Origin of the sequence: Streptomyces sp. NPDC000075, assembly GCF_040301925.1 — a bacterium.
GTDB lineage: Bacteria > Actinomycetota > Actinomycetes > Streptomycetales > Streptomycetaceae > Streptomyces > Streptomyces polychromogenes.
Genome location: NZ_JBEPFL010000006.1, coordinates 65,472 through 85,818 on the forward strand (window position 1 = coordinate 65,472; position 20,347 = coordinate 85,818).

The 20,347-nt window shown below is 69.1% G+C and carries 10 protein-coding genes; 8 read left to right on the forward strand and 2 right to left on the reverse strand.

Translation table 11 applies throughout. From position 1 onward, the window contains the following. Nucleotides 1-74 precede the first annotated feature (74 nt). Entirely contained in the window at nucleotides 75-1,406 is a 1,332-nt protein-coding gene (locus ABT403_RS09640) for a class I SAM-dependent RNA methyltransferase (RefSeq protein ID WP_344166118.1), read from the forward strand. Between the two features lie 1,403 nt (nucleotides 1,407-2,809). Here ABT403_RS09640 and ABT403_RS09645 read toward each other — a convergent pair. Then, nucleotides 2,810-4,498: a DUF6119 family protein gene (locus tag ABT403_RS09645; protein ID WP_344166119.1), complete on the reverse strand. Its 1,689-nt coding sequence runs from the start codon at nucleotides 4,496-4,498 to the stop codon at nucleotides 2,810-2,812. Nucleotides 4,499-4,644: 146 nt separating this feature from the next. Here ABT403_RS09645 and ABT403_RS09650 point away from each other — a divergent pair, with 146 nt between their 5' ends. The 4 genes from ABT403_RS09650 (at nucleotide 4,645) to ABT403_RS09665 (ending at nucleotide 13,293) form a co-directional block, all read left to right on the forward strand. Then, nucleotides 4,645-6,819, forward strand: coding sequence for an N-6 DNA methylase (locus ABT403_RS09650; RefSeq protein ID WP_344166120.1), 2,175 nt, complete (start codon nucleotides 4,645-4,647; stop codon nucleotides 6,817-6,819). An 89-nt stretch (nucleotides 6,820-6,908) separates the two neighbouring features. After that, complete coding sequence (locus ABT403_RS09655; RefSeq protein ID WP_344166121.1) at nucleotides 6,909-8,900, forward strand: type I restriction-modification system subunit M; 1,992 nt, start codon at nucleotides 6,909-6,911, stop codon at nucleotides 8,898-8,900. Next, entirely contained in the window at nucleotides 8,897-10,111 is a 1,215-nt protein-coding gene (locus ABT403_RS09660; RefSeq protein ID WP_344166122.1) for a restriction endonuclease subunit S, read from the forward strand. Before ABT403_RS09655 ends, ABT403_RS09660 begins: the two co-directional genes overlap by 4 nt. Continuing rightward, entirely contained in the window at nucleotides 10,108-13,293 is a 3,186-nt protein-coding gene (locus ABT403_RS09665; RefSeq protein WP_344166123.1) for a type I restriction endonuclease subunit R, read from the forward strand. The genes ABT403_RS09660 and ABT403_RS09665 overlap by 4 nt, the downstream gene beginning before the upstream one ends. A 60-nt stretch (nucleotides 13,294-13,353) precedes the next feature. On the opposite strand, the gene ABT403_RS09670 is transcribed toward ABT403_RS09665, so the two are convergent. Further along, nucleotides 13,354-13,587, reverse strand: a complete 234-nt coding sequence (locus ABT403_RS09670) for a DUF397 domain-containing protein (RefSeq protein ID WP_344166719.1) — start codon at nucleotides 13,585-13,587, stop codon at nucleotides 13,354-13,356. Nucleotides 13,588-14,350: 763 nt separating this feature from the next. On the opposite strand from ABT403_RS09670, the gene ABT403_RS09680 reads away from it, so the two are divergent. The 3 genes from ABT403_RS09680 (at nucleotide 14,351) to ABT403_RS09690 (ending at nucleotide 20,306) form a co-directional block, all read left to right on the forward strand. After that, on the forward strand, nucleotides 14,351-15,880 hold the full coding sequence (locus ABT403_RS09680; protein ID WP_425580303.1) for a serine/threonine-protein kinase: 1,530 nt from the start codon (nucleotides 14,351-14,353) through the stop codon (nucleotides 15,878-15,880). Nucleotides 15,881-15,944: 64 nt separating this feature from the next. Further along, complete coding sequence (locus ABT403_RS09685) at nucleotides 15,945-18,110, forward strand: AIPR family protein (RefSeq protein ID WP_344166125.1); 2,166 nt, start codon at nucleotides 15,945-15,947, stop codon at nucleotides 18,108-18,110. A gap of 63 nt (nucleotides 18,111-18,173) precedes the next feature. Further along, entirely contained in the window at nucleotides 18,174-20,306 is a 2,133-nt protein-coding gene (locus ABT403_RS09690) for a UvrD-helicase domain-containing protein (RefSeq protein WP_344166126.1), read from the forward strand. The last annotated feature ends 41 nt before the right edge of the window (nucleotides 20,307-20,347 follow it).

Genomic DNA, 20,347 nt, shown 5'->3' on the forward strand with positions numbered 1-20,347 from the left:
CGGACGGGATCCACGTAAACTGGTGGGTCGGTCGTCCGGCCGTTCTTTCTTTTGATCCTTGGAGCCTCCCCACCATGACCGAGCAGAACGAGAAGCAGTCCTTGGTCGGGGAGGAGTACGAGGTCGAGGTCGGCCCCGTCGCGCACGGCGGCCACTGCATCGCGCGGACCTCCGACGGCCGCGTCCTGTTCGTCCGGCACACCCTGCCCGGCGAGAAGGTCGTCGCGCGCGTGACGGAGGGCGAGACGGACTCCCGCTTCCTGCGCGCCGACGCGGTCACGATCCTCACCCCCTCCAAGGACCGGGTCGAGGCCCCCTGCCCGTTCGCCGGCCCCGGCAAGTGCGGCGGCTGCGACTGGCAGCACGCCAAGCCGGGCGCCCAGCGCCGGCTCAAGGGCGAGGTCGTCGCCGAGCAGCTGAAGCGGCTCGCCGGCCTCACCCCGGAGGAGGCCGGCTGGGACGGCACCGTCGCCCCCGCCGAGGGCGACAAGCTGCCGGCCGGCGAGGTCCCGCAGTGGCGCACCCGCGTCCAGTACGCCATCGACGAGGACGGCCGCGTCGGCCTGCGCAAGCACCGCTCGCACGACATCGAGCCCGTCGACCACTGCATGATCGCGGCGGCCGGGGTCACGGAACTCGGCATCGAGAAGCGCTCCTGGCCGGCGATGGCCTCCGTCGAGGCGATCGCCGCCTCCGGCTCGAACGACCGCCAGGTCGTCCTCACCCCCCGCCCGGGCGGCCGCCTCCCGCTCGTCGAGCTCGACAAGCCGGTCTCCGTCCTGCGCGTGGAGGAGAAGGACGGGGGCGTGCACCGCGTCCACGGCCGCCCCTTCGTCCGCGAGCGCGCCGACGGCCGCACGTACCGCGTCGGCATGGGCGGCTTCTGGCAGGTCCACCCGCAGGCCGCCGACACCCTGATCAAGGCCGTCATGCAGGGCCTGATGCCGCGCAAGGGCGAGATGGCCCTCGACCTCTACTGCGGCGTGGGCATCTTCGCGGGCGCCCTCGCGGAGCGCCTCGGCGAGACCGGGGCCGTCCTCGGCATCGAGTCGGGCAAGCGCGCGGTGGAGGACGCCCGCCACAACCTGGCGGACTTCCCCCGGGTCCGCATCGAGCAGGGCAAGGTCGACACCGCCCTCCCGCGCACCGGCATCACCGAGTGCGACCTGATCGTCCTGGACCCCCCGCGCGCGGGCGCCGGCAAGCAGACGGTCCGCCACATCGCGAGCCTCTCGGCCCGCCGCATCGCCTACGTGGCCTGCGACCCGGCGGCCCTGGCCCGCGACCTGGCCTACTTCGCCGAAGCCGGCTACAAGCCCCGCACCCTCCGCGTCTTCGACCTGTTTCCGATGACGCACCACGTGGAGTGCGTGGCGATCCTGGAGCCCCTGGAAAAGGGCCGCTGACCTGGCGCTTCTCCGAGTGTGCGTTATGGGCGTTACGTGCGTTAGGACGTGACACACGTTTGACGCACGAACGGCGCGAAATTCTGATGAGTCGGCATGCAAGCTTGGCGACCGTCGAGTGGCGCTCAGCTGTGGTCGTCGACACCTAGAGGCGGCAGGGGCAGGCTGCCGAGCCATTGGCAGGCCCCTCCCCAGCCGCTTCTCAGTAGTGACGTTCCTCCTGGCTCGGCCTGGGGTCATGACTCACCCGGGTGCGTACGGCGCTCACGTAGTCCGGCAGTCGGACGGCGTCACACCTTGCCGCTTCCTGCCCCTCGAAGTACCTGACGCGGCAAGCCTCGGCGTACTGGACACTTGCTACCTCCATGACGGCTTCCCGGCGGATGCGCTACTGGCGGGCCCCTTCGATCTCGTTGAGACGTCTGTGTTCGGTGGCTCCGCCGCGAGGGGTGACCTCCTCCGCGATCTCGGCGAGCACCGCTGCTGAGACCGCAGGACATTCCGGTTCAGCAGGACAGGCCGGCTCCGCCCCCGTCTCATCCCCCGCCGCTGTTCGTCTCCCCACTTCACCATCACCGCACAGGGCCAGTCAGTGGGGTTCCTCGTCCTCCAGGAGCAGGACCGGACCAAGCGCGTCGCCACCGGGAAGGAAATCGACGAGGCTAAAAAGCACTCCTGGGGTCAGGATCTCCCGATTCGGCTACGCACCCCGTCCGGACGCCTCCGTTTCGTCCCCTGCGGCGGCCGACAGCATCGGGCAAGTGAATGGACCGACACCCCGACCATCCCGTCGAAGGCGAGGATCAGCGTCTGGATGAGTTGGAGGGCACGTCCTTGGACGGACTTGGCCAAGGATGGGTTTCGTTCTGCACGGCCCGGACCACGGCGTGCGGCCGTGAGCGCGACGGTACGGGGACGGCAAGGCGCCGGGCGGGGATGTCGACGAGCTTGATCTCGTACCCGCCACGCCACCAACCCCCGTACAGTTCATTCGTCTTGGGGATCCTTCCCGGACCTGCGTGCAGCGGCGACGCGGGCAGGCCACTTCTCCACGTCTGGAACGCCTCCGCTTCTCGACGATCCGGCCGTCCGCCTCTGCGAGCTCTTGCAGCAGCAGCTGCTCCGTGAACGTCGCACGATGCTGTGAAGGAGAGCTGGCTCTTGTCCGAAGGCCGGAGTCTCCTGTGCTCCGATGCGTTGACCGGCCGTTCCAAGGGTTCGCCCTCGACTCATGACCTACCTGACGGGGCGGATGGCGTGAGTGACCGTGGTGCAGGGCGGGTGCTGCGTGGAGGTTTACCACCAGGAGTATCCGGTGACGCCTTTGCGGGCGACCTGCCTGTCGGAAGGGTGTGTGAAGAGGTCCATGCACGGCGTGAAGGTCGAGCCTTCGCGGACGTGGGTCAGGCGCTGGTGTCCACAGACGGAATGCCGACCACGGACACGTTGATGCCTTGGGCGCGCAGTGCACGGGCCGCCTGCAGCAGGGACACCTGGGCGAAGGTGAACAGGTTCTTCGTCGTCAGGGCCTTGCCGCTCTTGAGCGAGATGGCGTAGACGACCTTCCTCGGAGTGAAGTCCTCGCCGACGGGGTGCCCCGGACGCCCTTCCCGCACGCGCCGGACGAACTCGGCGCGCGCCTGCGCGTCGTTGCGCAGAGCATCGGCGGAGATCCTGCCCTGGGCGAAGAGGTGGCTGAGCGGTGCCGAGGAGGCTGCTTGCTTGACGTGGACCAGGGTCCCGTCTTCAGCGAGCAGGTCCGCGGCCTCGAATCCGTGCGGATGCAAGGCGGTCCGGATCAGCTGACGATCTAGGCAGAGGTAACCGCGCTTCGCCGCCTCCAGGTTGTACTCCTCCTCCGTCGCGAGATCGGCCGACCAGTCCGGCAGCGGACAGCCGGCCGGCGCGGTGAGCAGGGTGTCGACCTCGCTCCGGATGCCCTCCAGGTACTGGTCCCCGATCTCGAACCAACGCCCCTCGTGGTGGAAGTAGCGGCTGGAGCCGAGCGGGATCTCCGCCGCGATCCACTTGTGGGCCTTCACCTGGGCGCTCACCGGATCGGTGCCCTCCTCGTCCCGATGCATCTGTATGTAGCCCGCTGTCAGGGCTTCCAGGCGCCTGCCGGGCGGGATCCCGTCGAGAAGTTCCAGAATGTCGTCGGTCCCCGGAAGAGAAGGCATGAGGCGGCGGATGGGTCCGACCTTCACCTGGTAGGAGAGTGCGGCGTCCTCCTGGTCGAGGCAGGTCGCGGGGACGGCGAGGGCCAGTGATCCGGTATCCGCCGAGGCACCCAGCAGATCGTCGAGGCGTACCTCCAGGGCGCTGCGCCGCGGGTCTCCGTTCTTGAGGGGCCGGACACGGGCGATGGCCTCGAATTCCGGCGCGGGAGAGCGGCGGGCGAGGATCGCCCGGATCTGCCTGAGATCGTGGAGCAGGTCCTCGGGCTGCGCACCGAGATGGATCTTGAGGGCGTCCGTACCCGCCACCTGAGCCGTTCGCCGGCTGTGCTTCCCGATCGTGAGCTCCGTCGAGCTCAGGGTGCCGACCAGCCGGCTCACCACCTCTCCGTACTCCTCGATGGGGAACGCGCGGATGTGCTGGCCCTGGGCGGCCGAGCTCCGGTCCGTGCGGCCTCTGGCGTCCATCAGGCTGTGCGTGACCTGGCGGATGGCGTCGGGCTGTGCGGCGCGCAGGACGAAATCGAAGCCGAAGCCGGGAGAGATCCGGCTCTGGTCGAGCAGCAGATGCCCCATGCCGAAAGTGAGAGCGAAGACGTCGTCGGCGACGGGGAGGAGCAGGACGCACGCCGAGGTGCGGTTCTCCACGGGCGGCTTCCGCCCGGTGAGGGTGTGCACGGCGGAGGTCCAGTCGGGCGGCCGGTGGTGGCCGATCACACCGTGGCAGAGGAGCGCGGGGGCGCCCCCGACCGTCAAGTCCTCGACGGCGAAGGAGTGATCGTGCTCATACCTGGCGTTGAGTGCTGCGCGCAGGTCCGCGGGAGACGGGCCCGTGTCCCGGAGCAGGTAGAGAGTGCTGCGCCGGGTCCTGGGGGCGGTGGCAGGGCTGGGGGTGACGGTTGGGTCGAGCGGCATGAGGACTCCCGAGGTTGTGAGGCGAGACCGTGGTGCTTACGACATTCAGTAGATGTGTCAGTGAAAGCGCTGTCAAACATGTATTCACGTTCGGGTTGTGGTGTAGGGTGTGCACTGCCCGCCCAGAGGAGAGGTGCCGCCCGGTCATGCCCGAGACAACAGCCCACGTGACAGCCGCGGAGATCTCCCGCATCGCCGGTGTCACCCGGGCCACCGTCAGCAACTGGCGCCGACGGCACGCCGACTTCCCCCATCCGTCCGGCGGCACCGATACCAGTCCGCTCTACGACCTTGGAGCGGTCCAGGCGTGGCTCGGCTCGCGCGGTCACACGCAGGTTGCCGACCCCCGGGAGGAGCTGCGCACCGCGGTCCGCTTCCAGGCCTCCGACCCGGACAGGACGACCTGGCGCATCGGCTTCGTCCTCACGCTCGCCCGCCGCTCCACGGACGAGACGGCGGCGCTCGCCGACCTCACGGACGCCGAGCTCGTCGCCCGCGCCGCCGAAGAGGTGACCGAGCTCCTGGCCTCGCTCCCTGGGCAGGCGCCCGCGAGTCCCCCGTTCTCCGCATCCGACGGCCCCACACTGCGCGCGATCCTCCGCTGCGTGCGTGAGCAGGGCGGCCCGGCTGCGCTCGCGGTGCTCGCGGAAAGGGAGCTGGAGGACAGCGCCGCGACCGGTGTCTACGGAACCCCCGAACCCTTGACGCGGCTGGTCGCGGAGCTGCTCCCGGCCGGGGTCGCGCTGGTGCTGGACCCGGCCTGCGGCAGCGGCGCGCTGCTGGCGGCCGCCGCAGGGCGCGGCGCCACCACCCTCCTCGGCCAGGACTCCGTACCCGTACAGGCCCAGCGCGCCGCGGTCGGGCTGAGCCTCGCCGCGCCGCGGGCCGAGGTCACCGTACGCCTCGGGGACAGCCTTCGTGCGGACGCCTTCGACGGCCTGACGGCGGATGCCGTGGTGTGCAACCCGCCGTACGGAGACCGAGACTGGGGCCACGACGAGCTCGCCTACGACCCGCGCTGGGCGTACGGGGTACCGGGCCGGGCCGAATCCGAGCTCGCCTGGGTGCAGCACTGCCTCGCCCACCTCATCCCCGGCGGCTGGGCCGTGCTGCTCCTGCCGCCCGCCACCGCCTCCCGCCCCTCCGGGCGCCGGGTGCGGGCGGAGCTGGTGCGCGGTGGCGCCGTACGGGCCGTACTGGCTCTCCCGGCCGGGGCCGCACCGCCGCTGCACGTGGGCCTGCAGCTGTGGGTACTGCAACGGCCCGAGCCGGGCGGTCTGGAGCGGAAGTCGGTGCTGTTCGTCGACATGGCAGGGGCGCCCGGGTCGGGTGCCGGGGAACAGGCGGCAGGCTCGCCGCGAACGGGTTCTTCCCGTGCCCCGATCGACTGGGCCGACCTGACGGCGCGGACGCTCGCCCACTGGGCGGCCTTCACCGCCGACCCGGACGGGTTCGCGGCCGAGCCCGGCAGCGCACGTGCGGTACCGGTTGTGGACCTCCTCGACGAGCTTGTCGACCTCACCCCGGCCCGCCAGGTCCGTATTTCCCGCACGGACGTCGACCCCGTCGAGCTGTCCACGCGCACGGAGACGGGCCGCCGTGAGCTGACCGAAGCCGCCCGCTCCCTCCTCGACGCGGCGGACCTCACCGCCTGGACCCCACCCGAACCCGGCGGCCCGGCCCGGGAATGGCGTACGGCCACCGCCTCCGACCTTGCCCGGGGCGGGGCACTGACCCTGCTCCGTACCGTGCCGGACGCCAAGGGCCCGGAACCGGAGCCGGAAGGCGCCGCCTCCGCAACGGCGGCGCCGGTCCTCACCGGAGCGGACATCGCGCGCGGGACGGGCCCGACCGGCGATCCTGCGGAACTCCGTTCGGCGGCTCCCGTGCCCGTGGTCGCCGTCGGCGATGTCCTGGTACGGGCGGTCGTGGGCGGCGCCGGGCCGACGGCTCGAGTGGCGGACGAGGGGGACGCGGGGGCTCTTCTCGGCCCCCAGGTCCATCTCCTGCGGCCGGACCCGGCCCGCCTGGATTCCTGGTTCCTGGCCGGGTTTGTCGGCTCTGCGGAGAACATCGCGGGGGCCTCCACCGGCAGCACCGTCCTGCACGTGGCTCCGGGCCGGCTACGGGTCCCGCTGCTGCCCTTGGACGAGCAGCGCCGCTACGGCGAGGCCTTCCGTCACGTCCATGAACTGCGTGCGCGGGCGCGGGAGGCCGCGCGCCTCGCGGAGGAGACGGCGGCCCTGCTGACGGGCGGCCTCACGGGCGGCGCCCTACTCCCGGCCCCGGCCGGGGTGTCGTCCGATACCGAACCGGCCTGAACCACACGCGTACTTCTCGACCATCCACCACACTTGTCCGCACCCGCTTCCCTTGGGCGGGACGGTCCGGAAGGAAACCGGGGAACCCCTTGAACAGCAGTAAGCACACGGAACTGGCGAACCACGCCTGGTCCGTCGCCGACCTCCTGCGCGGCGACTACAAGCAGTCCGACTACGGCAAGGTCATCCTGCCGTTCACGGTGCTGCGCCGGCTGGAGTGCGTCCTGGAGCCGACCCGGGCGAAGGTCGCGGAGACCGCAGCCCAGTACGAGGGCCAGGAGATCGATCCGGACCACTGGCTGCGCAAGGCCTCGGGCCACTCCTTCTACAACAGGAGCGGCCTGACCCTGAAGAAGATCGCCGGGGACCCGAAGAGCGCGGCGAAGAACCTGCAGAAGTACGTGGGTGCCTTCTCGGACAACGCCCGCGAAGTCCTCGACAAGTACGAGTTCACCCAGCAGATCAAGCGGCTCGACGATGCCGACCTGCTCTACCAGGTCATCGGCAAGTTCACCGACCTAGATCTGCACCCCGAGGTCGTCTCCAACCACAACATGGGCTACATCTTCGAGGAGCTGATCCGCCGCTTCGCGGAGCAGTCCAACGAGACGGCGGGTGAGCACTTCACCCCCCGCGAGGTCATCAAGCTGATGGTCAACCTCCTGATCGCGCCCGACGGGGACGCCTTGACGGTGCCGGGCGCGGTCCGCACGGTCATGGACCCAGCGTGCGGCACGGGCGGCATGCTGTCGGCCGCCGAGGACCACATCAAGGCCCTGAATCCGGACGCGACGGTCGAGGTCTACGGCCAGGAGCTCAACCCCGAGTCCTGGGCCATCTGCCGGTCCGACCTGATGATCAAGGGCCAGGACCCGGAGCACATCGCGTTCGGCAACTCCTTCAGCGACCCTGCCCACCGGAGGGAGAAGTTCGACTACCTCCTGGCCAATCCGCCGTTCGGCGTGGAGTGGAAGAAGGTCAAGGACGAGGTCGAGTACGAGCACAAGCACATGGGCGAGGCCGGCCGCTTCGCCGCGGGCCTGCCGCGCATCAACGACGGTTCGCTGCTCTTCCTCCAGCACATGATCTCGATGATGAAGCCGGTGGACGCGAAGGGCGGTGGCGGTTCCCGCATCGCCATCGTCTTCAACGGCTCCCCGCTCTTCACCGGCGCGGCAGGCTCGGGTGAATCCGAGATCCGCCGCTGGATCCTGGAGAACGACTGGCTGGAGGCGATCGTCGCTCTCCCTGACCAGCTCTTCTACAACACGGGCATCTCCACGTACTTCTGGATCCTCACCAACCGCAAGTCCCCTGACCACAAGGGCAAGGTCGTCCTGCTGGATGCGCGCGACCAGTTCCAGAAGATGCGCAAGTCGCTGGGCGACAAGCGCAAGGAGTTGGGCAAGCAGCACATTGCGGACGTGACGCGCCTGTACGCGGAGGCCATCCAGGCCGCAGCGGACCCGGACCACGAGCTCCACGGCAAGGTGAAGGTCTTCGACAACGAGGCCTTCGGCTACCAGCGCATTACGGTCGAACGCCCCCTGAAGCTCCGCTTCGAGGTCACGGAGGAGACGCTTGAGGCGTTGGCGTCGGCGAAGCCGGTCCAGAAGTTGGCGGACGCGGAAGCGTTCGTAGCCGCCGTCCGCACGCTGCTCGGCTCGTCGTGGCAGACCAAGTCCGACGCGCTGGTGGCGCTGAAGGACGCGGTGGTTGCTGCCGGCCTGCTGTGGCCGATGGGTGCCCCCTTCGCGAAGGCTCTCCGCGACGCGATTGGCGTCCGCGACCCCGGAGGCGAGGTGCAGAAGATCAAGGGTGAGCCGGAACCGGACACGGAACTGCGGGACTACGAGAACGTCTCGCTGGGCGAAGACGTTGAGGAGTACCTGAAGCGAGAAGTCCACCCGCACGTCCCGGACGCGTGGATCGACCACACGAAGACGAAAATCGGCTACGAGATCCCGTTCACTCGGCACTTCTACGTGTATGAACCGCCGAGGCCACTGTCGGAGATCGACACGGAGCTTAAAGCCCTGGAGGCGGAGATCCAGGCACTGTTGGGGGAGGTAACGGAATGACGACTATCCCGCTGAAATATGTCGCGCGGATCAACGCCGGCCAGTCACCTCCCTCTGCTGAGGTGAGCGAACTCGTGGCAGGGCGGCCGTTCCTCCAGGGAAATGCCGAGTTTCGGGAGGCCAACCCCTCCGCCCGCTATCAGTGCGACGCCGCCCCTAAGGTGGCGAGTGTTGGGGATGTGCTGTTGTCCGTTCGAGCTCCGGTCGGCGCACTAAACATCGCAGACCTCTCGTACGGTATCGGCCGTGGTCTGTGTGCCGTCACTGCCATCGACTGTGACGCCCGTTTTCTGTGGTGGTGGCTCCACTATGCCCGCCCTGAGCTCGATGCCGTCTCTACTGGTACCACCTATCGGGCCATTACTTCCGAAGATGTCGGGGCGCTCTCGTTCCCAGTCCTGTCCAGGAAAGAGCAGCGCCGCATTGCTGACTTCCTCGACGCCGAGACCGCTCGGATCGATAGGTTGAGCATTCTTCAGCGGAGTGCCATCCAAAAACTCGACGAGCGGGAATCAGCTCAGCTGGACCTGGGAATTAATGAGTTCATGGAGTCCCACGGTGTTGTGCCGCTTCGCCGATTCCTCTTGGGTGTTGACCAAGGTGTCAGTCCTCAATGCGATGCAGTACCGGCTGCCGACGAAGAATGGGGGGTTCTGAAGGTCAGCTGTCTAAGGCCCGGTCTGTTTATCCCCTCAGAGAACAAGAGACTCCCGGCGGAAGTTGAACCCGATCAGGGAAGTGAGGTGCGTGAAGGGGACTTGCTCATTGTTCGAGCGAACACTCCCCAACTTGTAGGTTCAACTGCTGTTGTACCCCAGGTTCGCCGGAGGCTGCTCCTTTCGGACAAGATTTTCCGCGTCCGCTTGGACGGCAGGATTGCCGCCAACTTCGTGGCAACGGTGGCGCGAGGACGTCGAATTCGCGCCCTCTGTGCGGCTGGGTCGAACGGTGCTTCCCAGTCCATGGCGAACATTCGGTTCGAAGAGGTCAAGGCTTGGCCAATCCCTGCGGCTGGTCTGGATGCGCAAGCCGACTTTGTGACGCGGGTGGCGGAGGAGCGAGCTGCACTGGACAGGCTGCGCCCGCAGATTGAACGCCAGCTCGCCCTCCTCGCCGAGCGCCGCCAAGCCCTCATCACCGCCGCCGTCACAGGCCAGTTCGACGTATCCACCGCCAGCGGGCGCAACGTAACGGAGGGAATCACCGTATGAGCCCCGTCCACGACGAGTCCGCCTTCGGCTCCGCCATAGTCGCGGCCCTGGCCGAGCGCGGCTGGCGCGCGGCCAGCCCCGCCGGGTATCAGCCCGACCTCGGCCTGGACACACAGGAGCTGTTCGAGTTCATCGGCAAGACCCAGGCCGAGGAGTGGCACGAGCTCCGGACCGTCTACGGCGACGCCAACGAGGCCCAGCGCGGCTTCGCCCGACGGCTCGACCAGGCCATCGCCAACGACGGGCTGCTCCACGTCCTGCGCAACGGCGTCAAGGATCGCGGCGTTCTCATCCGAGTGGCCTATTTCAAGCCAAACCTGGTGCCCGACGACTCCGCCCTCGACGGCTACCACGCCAACCGCCTCACCGTCGTCCGCGAGCTTCCCTACGCCACCAAGCAGCTCGACTGGCACCACCGCCTCGACCTCACCCTTTTCCTGAACGGCATCCCCGTCGCCACCGCCGAGCTCAAGAACCCGCTCACCGGCCAGGGTATCGAGCACGCCAAGGAGCAGTACCGGACCGACCGCGACCCCACCGAGCTGATCTTCACCCGCCGGGTCATCGCCAATTTCGCCGTCGACCCGGACCTGGTCTTCGTCGCCACCCAGCTCAAGGGCAAGAACACCCGCTTCCTGCCCTTCAACACCGGCTCCGAAGGCCCCGGCCGCCCCGGCGGCGCCGGCAACCCGGTCCCCTCCGCCTTCGGCCAGTACGCCACCTCCTACCTCTGGGAGCAGGTCTGGGAGCGGGACAACTGGCTGGACCTCCTCCAGCGCTTCGCCCACCAGCAGAAGTCCAAGACCTCCGGTGGCACCACCACCCGCACCACGATCTTCCCGCGCTATCACCAGTGGGACGTGGTCAAGAAGCTGACCGCCCACGCAGCCACCCACGGTGCCGGTCAGAACTACCTGATCATGGCCTCGGCCGGCTCCGGCAAGTCCAACACCATCGGCTGGCTCGTCCACCGCCTCTCCGACCTGCACGCGGACAACGATCCCCGCACGCTGGACACCGAGGCCCTTTCCGCCGGCTTCATCAAGCCCGGTGCGCCTGTCTTCGACAAGGTCATCGTCATCACCGACCGCCGGAACCTGGACGCCCAGCTCCGCGAGACGGTCGGCAGCTTCTCCCAGACCGACGGCCTGGTCGTCAAGATCGACGAGAAGCACGGCGCCAAGAGCGAGCAGCTCGCCCGCGCCCTCTCCCGCGACACCGGCAAGATCGTCACTGTCACCCTGCACTCGTTCCCCGCACTGCTCGACTACCTCCAGCGCAACCCGACCGAGATCAAGGGCACCTCCTTCGCGATCGTCATCGACGAGGCCCACTCCTCCCAGTCCGGCGACGCAGCGACCTCCGTCCGGGCCGCCCTCCGCGAACTCGGCCTCGACTCCGATTCCGACGACGCCGGCGCGACCAGCGTCACCGTCACCGACAAGCTCAAGAAGAAGGCGCTCGAACGCTCCCAGGCCGCCAATCTCTCCTACTTCGCCTTCACCGCCACCCCCAAGTCCAAGACCCTCGAACTCTTCGGCACCCCGGATCAGGTGAACGGCAAGGCCGCCTACCGTCCCTTCCACACGTACTCCATGCGCCAGGCCATCGAGGAAGGGTTCATCCTCGACCCGCTGCGCAACTACGTCACGTACAACACGTACTGGAAGCTGGTGAACCAGAACCACGACGAGCGCGAGGTCGACCCCGCCAAGGCGAACTCGCTCCTCGCCCGGTACGTCCTCACCCACGACTCGACCGTCTCCCAGCATGCACAGGTGATCGTCGAGCACTTCGTCGCCCACACCCGGGGCCGACTCGGCGGGCGCGCCAAGTCCATGGTCGTGACCGCCTCCCGGCATTCCGCCGTCCAGATGGCCCGCGCCATCAAGAGCTACATCAAGGACCGCGACTACCACACCAGGTACCCGGACCTGGGTGTCCTGATCGCCTTCTCCGGCTCCCTCACCATCGACGGCGAGGAGACCACCGAGCCGAAGGAGAACGGCGGCCTCTCCGAGACGGCCCTGCCCAAGGCATTCGGCTACACGCGTGCTGACGACAAGGCTGTCAAGGCGGGAGCGAAGGGGCAGCAGGAGTACCGGATCCTGGTCGTGGCCGAGAAGTACCAGACCGGCTTCGACCAGCCCCTGTTGACGACCATGTACGTCAACAAGACGCTGACCGGCATCGCGGCAGTCCAGACCCTCTCCCGTCTGAACCGCACCGCCGAGCGCAAGGCGCAAGCCGACCTCGCCGTCCTGGACTTCACCAACGAGGCCGAGGACATCAAGGAGGCGTTCCGCCCGTACTTCGAGGAGGCGAACACCCTCCCCTCGGACCCCAACCTGCTCTACACCGCCCAGAGCCGGGTCATGTCCGCGCCGATCATCTCCGAAGCGGAGATGGACGAGTTCGCGGCCGCCTACTTCGAGGCGAAGGAGAAGGCCGCCGGCTCTCAGGCCAAGTGGGAGAAGCTGCACGCCGAGCTCTACCGCCGCCTGTCCCCGGCCGTCACCCGCTACGAAGCCCTACGCGACAACGACGAGGACGAGGACGACGTCAAGACGGCCGAGGACTTCCGCGCCGACCTCATCGACTACGTACGCAAGTACGGCTTCCTCGCCCAGATCGTGCCTTACCACGATCCCGACCTGGAGCGCCTCCACCTGTACGGGCGCTACCTCCTTACCCGGCTGCGCGGGCGCACGGACGGCGGCGTGGACATCGGCGAGGTGGACCTCAGCCACCTGCGGGTGCAGAAGACCGGCGAGTATGACGTCTCCCTCAGCCCCGAGGGGGCGGCGACGCTGCCGGGCTTCGGTGAGGGCGAAGGCGGTGCCAAGGAGGCGGAGAAGTCGCTCCTGTCGGAACTGATCGAGAAGTTCAACGCCAAGTTCGGCACTGACTTCACCGAACAGGACGTCATCCGTCCCTTCGAGGAGGCCAAGGCCGATGCGAAGGTACGGGCCGCGGCCGTCGTCAACGACGAGGACAACTTTGGAAAGGTGTTCGACAAGGTCTTCGCCGACAAGATGGCCGACCACATCGACACCATCGCCGGTCTCGGCCGCCAGTACTTCGGCGCCGACCGGAACTTCAAGTCAAGCCTCGACCGCAGCGCTCGCCGCGCCGCGTGGCGGATGATCCGCCGCGAGGAGGGCGTGGACGACGCGGCATAGGGAGCCGGCGCCGGCCCGCGTACACCGTGGCGGTGTACGCGGGCCCAGCGCCGCGCTTGGCTACGCCTGGGGCCCGGCCGCCAGCTCCACGAACCCGGCCCAGGCGTCGGGGCCCACGGTCAGCACGGGGCCGGTGAGCCGCTGGGAGTCCCGGACTTGGACGGTGCCGGATGCGGTGGCCACCTCGACGCACTCGCCGCCCTCTGCCCCGCTGTAGCTGCTCTTCCGCCAGAGAAGCCCAGCCCGGCCCGGGTCCGCAACGACTTCAGTTGCCGCCCGAACGCCGTCACACACCCCGACCCGGCTCGTCCTCCGGGTGCTGCCCCACCGGCTCCCGCTCGGCCTCGTCATCGTCCCGCACCGCAGTCACCCTCCAACGCAAGTGCATCGCGCCGACTCCCGCGCACACCGAACGCGACGGTGCGTCACCCATGGTCACGCTACGCCACCACGATTCACCGTGGAGCCATGGCGACCAACCCCGTCGGTGCCACCCCCACCACGCAACCCCTGCACCACACCCACCACTACGAGATGCGCTTCAGCTCCACCCCGTGCGGCGCCCGCCTCGCGCGCCGCCTGTGGGCGAGCGGCTGCACGCCTGGGGCTTCCCCTACGGCACCGAGGCCCACGACACCCTCACCGTGCTCGTGGCCGAGCTCGCCACGAACGCCGTCCGTCACGGCCGTGTCCCCAGCCGGGACTTCCGCGTGCGCCTCACCGCCATGCACCCCGCGACCGTACCGATCGAGGCGACCGACACCCGCGGCGAACGCCTCCCCGAGCCCGCTACCTGCCCGCCGGGCCTGGACAGGACCGACGGGGGAGGGGGCGAAACCTCGACGCCATGGACGCTTCTCGGCCATAGCCGACGAACCCGGCCAACCTCACTGGACGGAAGATCGCCACACGCCGCAGACTGGTTCCGGCATGTCGGGCCGGCCGACACCACCTGTGTACGCACGCCGGCGCGCGGACGCGACGGGGGCGGAGCAAGGTGTCGCAGCAGGTGATCGCCGGGAGGTACGAACTCCTGGAGGAACTCAGCCACGGTGGCATGGGCGATGTCTGGCGCGGCTATGACGCCGTGCTGGACCGGCCCGTCGCCGTGAAGCTGATCCGGCAGCAGTCCGTCACCTCACCTCAACTCGCCGAGGAGTTCGCCAAACGGTTCCGGCGTGAGGCCCGGATCACCGCCCGGATCCAGCACCCCGGCGTCCCCCAGGTGTACGACGCGGTCCTCGACGACACGTACGAGCGGCTGTTCCTCGTCATGGAGCTGGTCGAAGGCGTCCAGCTGTCCGGCTACGTGGACCCGGCCCGGCCGCTGCCCGTGAGCTGGGCCGCGGCCGTCGCCGCCCAGGTGGCCACGGTCCTGTCGCACGCCCACGAGGTGCCGGCCATCCACCGGGACCTCAAGCCGGGCAACATCCTCGTCGCCCGCGACGGGACGGTAAAGGTCCTCGACTTCGGCATCGCGGCCATCCTGCGCAACGACGCGACCAAGCTGACCGCGACCGGCTCCCCCATCGGGACCTCGCAGTACATGGCGCCCGAGCAGGTCCGTGGCGGCCGGATCACCCCGCAGACCGATCTGTACGCCCTCGGGTGCGTGCTGCACGAGCTGCTCAGCGGGCGGGTGCTGTTCCAGGCGGACAGTGAGTTCCTGCTCATGTACCAGCACGTCAGCGCAGCCCCCACCCCGCTCCGGCAGCTGCGTTCCGAGGTGCCGACCGGGCTGGAGGAGCTTGTTCTCCACCTGCTGCGCAAGGCCCCCGAAGCGCGGCCCGCCGACATCCAGGAGGTGTACGAGCGGCTGCGGCCCTTCCTGCCGAGGGTCGGCCAGGCACCGGCGCCGGGCGAAGCCGGACCGGCCGGTGCGCCCGACCCGACCGGGCTGTTCCGTAACCCGTACGCCCCCCGTGCCCGCGCCCAGAGCGGGCGAGGCGCGGCGGGAGCCCCCGCTCCGGGACTCCCTGCCGCCGAACCCCTCGCAGTCCCAGCCGTGATGCGGGCCGAGATCAAGGAGGCGTACGCGCACTCCGACGCCCTTCTTGAGGAGGAGCGGTTCGCCCAGGCCGCCGAGGTACTCGGCGAGGTCATCGAGCCGGCCGCTCGCCTGCTCGGCGTGGAGAGCCGGCCGGTGCTGGAGCTGCGCACCCAGCGGGCCGCCATCCAGCTCCTCGGTGGTGACTACCGGGCCGCGCTGCCCGAATTCGCCGCGCTGGCCGACGCGTACGGCCGCATCAACGGCCCCAGCAGCGCACAGGCCCGCGCCTGCCGGGCCCAGGCCGCCCGCTGCCGTGCCGAACTCGGCCAGGTGACGGAGGCGCTCGCCACGCTGCAAGCGGTACTGGGCGTCGTACGGTCCGTCGACAGCGACGCCAGTGAGGAAGCCCTCGAACTGCGCCGCGACATCGGCATGCTGCTTCTCGCGCAGGGCCGGGCGGCCGAGGCCCGCGCCGTCCTCGAACCCCTCCACGCCGACCTCGTCCTGGTCTACGGGCCGCAGGACGAGATGACCGCGGAGATCGCCGAGGCACTGGCGCTGATCCGCCTCGACCTCGACGGGACCGGAGGGTCCTGAACCGCCCTCGAGGCCTCATCAGCCGTATCGGGCTTCGGCCGGGGTCCAGAACGAAGGGAAGACCATGAGCGGGAAGAAGGCCGCGGGCAGCGGCGAGAGCGTCGCGCTCCAGGTGCGGCAGGTGGAGAAGGCACTCCGCAGCGTCTACGTGGACGCGGGCCTTCTGCACGTCAGCGATCTGGATGGCAAGTCACCTCAGGAACGGGATCCGCGACTGCTGTCGCGCGCGCTGACGGCGCAGGCCGTGCGGATGGTGACCGGCTTCAGTCCGCAGGAGGCCGCGGACACCGTCATAGACGGCATCGCCGACCAGGGAATCGACGCGATCGCGGTGGTGGACGGCCCCGATCCCCATATCTACCTCGTCCAGGCGAAGTGGAGCCAGTACGGGAAGGCCAAGAGCGAGCGGGAGGCCGTCCTCGAACTGCTGGCGGGCCTGCGGCTCATCGACGACGAGGACTTCTCGCCGTTCAACCCACGTGGGCGCCAGCTGGCGGAGCAGGCGAAGGCGGTCATGTCGAAGGGACCCGTACCCGTCACACAGGTCGTGGTGCTCATGCGCACGGACGAGGTCATCGAAGGCTTCCGACATGCCTTGGTCAACGGTGAGAAGGAGTTCAACCGGTTCGGTGAACTTCTCGACCACCGGATCATCCTGGCCCCGGACGTGTGGGCCTCGGTGCGGGATGACCTGGCTCCCAAGCCCGTCGAGCTCACCACGGTTCTGTTTCCCTGGTTCGCGGTCAACACCCCCTACGACTCCTATCAGGGCGTCGTCTCGGCGGAGCTGGTCGCCGAATGGGCCGAGCACGGTTCCCACCTCTTCAACCTCAACATCCGCAATCCGCTGGGCCGGACCTCGATCAACAACGAGCTGATTGAGACGCTCACGGAGGAGCCGGCTCACTTCCTGTACTTCAACAACGGCATCACCGTCCTGTGCGAGTCGGTGGAGAAGACGTACCAGTCGATGCGGACGCCTCACGCCTCCCCGCTCACGCTCACGCTGCACAACGCCAGCGTCGTCAACGGCGCCCAGACGGTCCGATCCGTCGCGGACGCGATCGCCGCAGACGAAGGCGCGGCTTCCGCGCAGGTTCCCGTACGGATCATCGTGACGGGAAAGGCTGTCGACTTCGCCAAGAGGACCACCCAGGCCACCAACCGGCAGAACCGGGTGGAAGCACGCGACTTCATCACGCTCGACCCCGTCCAGGCCGCCATCCTGGAGGAGATGCGCGCCGAACTCGGACTCGACTACAGCGTCCGGCGCGGTGAGCTGGAGCCGCCGGAGGCCACCGGCTGCTCGGTGGTGGAGGCGGCTTGCGCCCTGGCGTGCGCGCACCCTGACAGCCAGTACGCGGCCCGTATGGCCACCACCCTCGATGTCCTGTGGGAACGCGGCTCCCAGGGCATCTACGATGTGCTCTTCCGGCCCCAGCCGGGCGCCTACCTCCTGTGGAACAGCGTGCGGGTCCTGCGCGCCGTACGCAGCGCCCTGCACGCCCTGCGTCCGCGCTACGAGGGACGGGGCGCAGCCCTCATCGACAACGGCGTCTACCTCCTCGCCCACCTGGTTTTCCAGCGCCTGGACACCGAATCGATCGACGAACCCGACCCCCAGCTCGAATGGTCGGCCGATGCCCTCGCCCGCGTGCCCGGCCTGATCAAGGAACTGCTTCCCGCCGTCGCCGCCGTCATCGATGAGCTGTACGGCGAGCGCTCACAGATCCGTGGCGTGTGTGCGGACGTCGCCCGCTGCCGCGAAGTCGCCGGCCGGGTACTCGACGCTGCCGCAGACCCGCGAAGCCCGGTCGCGCGGGACAAGTACCGGCGCATCCCCGCACAGCGCAAGCCCCGACGCCCCAACGCCGTTCATGTGCTCATCGACCAAGGGGTGCTTGAGGAAGGTGACCCGCTGACCCTCACCACCGCCTACCCGATGGAAGCAGAAGCACTCCGGGAGTGGCTCGCCCAGGACGAGAAGCGCTCTCGTGCCACCTGGGTGAAGCACCGAACCAAGCCCGTCCTGTGGGCGGCCGACGGCAAGCGGTACTCGCCCTCCGGGCTGATCACCCACATGTGGAAGCTCGCCGAATGGGCGGAACAACCAGTGGCGAACCAGGGCACCGCCCGATGGGTGGCTCCCACCGGCGAGACCCTTGCCGACCTTGCCTGGCGAGTCCTCAACGGGCTCGAAGAGCCGGGACCGGGTCCCGAAGACGACTGACGCACGCGGGCGAGGGGGCGCTCACGCGGCCCTCTCGCATCCTGTGAGGAGAACCACCGACCCATGCCCCACCTCGCCTTCGACATCGCCTTCTGCGCCCAGCTCCCCAAACTCCAGGGGACCGTCCGGCAGGGGGTGTTCGATGCCTGGGAGAAGTTCGAACGGCTCACCCAGGAGCAGCTGTTCAAGGACCCCGGACTGAAGCTGGAGTCCCTGGAAGGGGCTCGTGACCGGCATATCCGGACGATCCGGATCGACCGGGGCACCCGTGGCGTCGTGCTCGCACCCGACAGCGGGGACACGTACGTCCTGCTGCGGGTGCTGCCGCACGACAAGGCCAACGCCTGGGCGGTCAAGCAGAAGGCGAGCATCAACACGGTCACCCGCGCCGTCGAGATCCGGGACATCGCCGTCCTGGAGGAACTCACCCCGGTCTACGAGCGGGTGGCGCCGGAACCCGCGCGGCGCCTCTTCGCGGCGTTCTCGGACGGGGACCTGGCCGCGCTGGGCATCGACGAGACCACCCTGCGCCAGGCACGGGTCCTGACCACCCTCGAACAGTTGGAGGCGTTCGCGCCCTTCTTCCCACAGGACCAACGCGAGGTCCTGGAGTACCTCGCGGCCGGGTTCACGGTGGAGGACGTGTGGCGAGACGTGGTGGCCGTCAACCTGGCCGCCGCCGACAGTTCGGAGCCCGTGAACCCGGCCGACTACGAGACCGCCATCCGCCACACCCGTACCCGTATCGCGCTGGTCACCGGGTCCGAGGAGCTCCGCGAGATCCTCGACAAGCCCTTCGCCGCGTGGCGGGTCTTCCTGCACCCCTCCCAGCACAAGGTGGCCTACCGGCCCTCGTACTCAGGTCCGGCCCAGGTCACCGGGGGCCCCGGCACGGGCAAGACGGTCGTCGCCCTGCATCGCGTACGCCACCTGCTCGGCCACCTGCGCGACGGCGACCGCATCCTGCTCACCACCTACACCAACGCACTGGTGGCCGCCCTGCGCGCGGGCCTCGCCGAGCTCGTCGACGACGTGACGCTCCGGGACCGGGTGGACATCATGACCGTCGACGCGTTCGCCGGGCGGGTGCTGTCCACGTCGCGTCGACCTCTGCGCGCCGACGAGGAGCCGGCCCGCTGGCAGCAGGCCGCCAGGGCCGCAGGCTTCACCGGGAGCCCGCAGTTCCTCGCCCAGGAGTATAGGCACGTCGTCCTTGCCCAGAACCTGCGCGCGTACGAGCAGTACGAAGCCGCCGAGCGCAAAGGGCGTGGCGGCGCGCTGCCGGCGGCGGCCCGGCCGCTGGTCTGGGGTGCCATCGAGGAGTTCGCCGCCCGGCTGGCCTCCGACGGGCTGCGGACCTATCTCGGCACCTGCATGGAGGCTGCGGACCTGCTGGAGCGGACTGGACCGTGCTACCGGCACGTCGTCGTCGACGAGGCCCAGGACCTGCACCCCGCCCAGTGGCGCCTCCTGCGCGCCGCCGCACCCGTGCGCCCAGACGACCTGTTCATCGCGGGCGACCCGCACCAGCGGATCTACGACAGCAAGGTCTCCCTGAAGGCGGTCGGGATCAAAGTCGCGGGGCGGTCGTCGAAGATGCGCAAGAACTACCGCTCCACACACGAGATCCTGAGCTGGTCCACCGCGCTCCTCGTCGGACGCCCCTTCGCGGAGCTTGAGGACGACGCCCGGCACGAAACCCTGCTCGGCTACCGTTCGGCCCTCCACGGGAGCGGCCCCGAGACGCACGCGGCCGGCTCCCCCGAGGCGGAGCTGGCCGCGCTCGTCACGCGTGTCCGCGGTTGGCTGGAGGACGGCATCGCCCCGGGTGACATCGGCGTGAGCGCCCGCTTCAACCGGACCTGCGACCAGGTGACGGAACGTCTGTCGGCGGCCGGCATCCGCGCTCAGCGGCTGCGGGCGGACCGGCCGGCGGTGGCCGACGCGGTGAACGTTGGCACCATGCACTCCTTCAAAGGCCTGGAGTACCGGTGCGTCGCGGTGGTCGGCGTCCATGACGGCGCCGTGCCTTTTCCCAAGGCGGTGACGCCCGTGGACGTCGACCGGCTCCAGCACGAGGCCGATCTGCTGGCGGAACGATGCCTGCTCTTCGTCGCCTGCACCCGGGCCCGCGACGACCTGTACGTGTCCTGGGCGGGGCACCCCAGCCCCTTCCTGCTCACCGCCGGGATGTGAGCGGCAACGCACCGGCTCGCCCGCACCAGCAGTCTGTGGTG

What these genes read in the sequence shown, in the direction of transcription:
- ABT403_RS09640 (WP_344166118.1), top strand. Translation starts at nt 75, where the DNA reads ATGACCGAGCAGAACGAGAAGCAGTCCTTGGTCGGGGAGGAGTACGAG.
- ABT403_RS09645 (WP_344166119.1), bottom strand. Translation starts at nt 4,498, where the DNA reads ATGCCGCTCGACCCAACCGTCACCCCCAGCCCTGCCACCGCCCCCAGG.
- ABT403_RS09650 (WP_344166120.1), top strand. Translation starts at nt 4,645, where the DNA reads ATGCCCGAGACAACAGCCCACGTGACAGCCGCGGAGATCTCCCGCATC.
- ABT403_RS09660 (WP_344166122.1), top strand. Translation starts at nt 8,897, where the DNA reads ATGACGACTATCCCGCTGAAATATGTCGCGCGGATCAACGCCGGCCAG.
- ABT403_RS09665 (WP_344166123.1), top strand. Translation starts at nt 10,108, where the DNA reads ATGAGCCCCGTCCACGACGAGTCCGCCTTCGGCTCCGCCATAGTCGCG.
- ABT403_RS09680 (WP_425580303.1), top strand. Translation starts at nt 14,351, where the DNA reads ATGGGCGATGTCTGGCGCGGCTATGACGCCGTGCTGGACCGGCCCGTC.
- ABT403_RS09685 (WP_344166125.1), top strand. Translation starts at nt 15,945, where the DNA reads ATGAGCGGGAAGAAGGCCGCGGGCAGCGGCGAGAGCGTCGCGCTCCAG.
- ABT403_RS09690 (WP_344166126.1), top strand. Translation starts at nt 18,174, where the DNA reads ATGCCCCACCTCGCCTTCGACATCGCCTTCTGCGCCCAGCTCCCCAAA.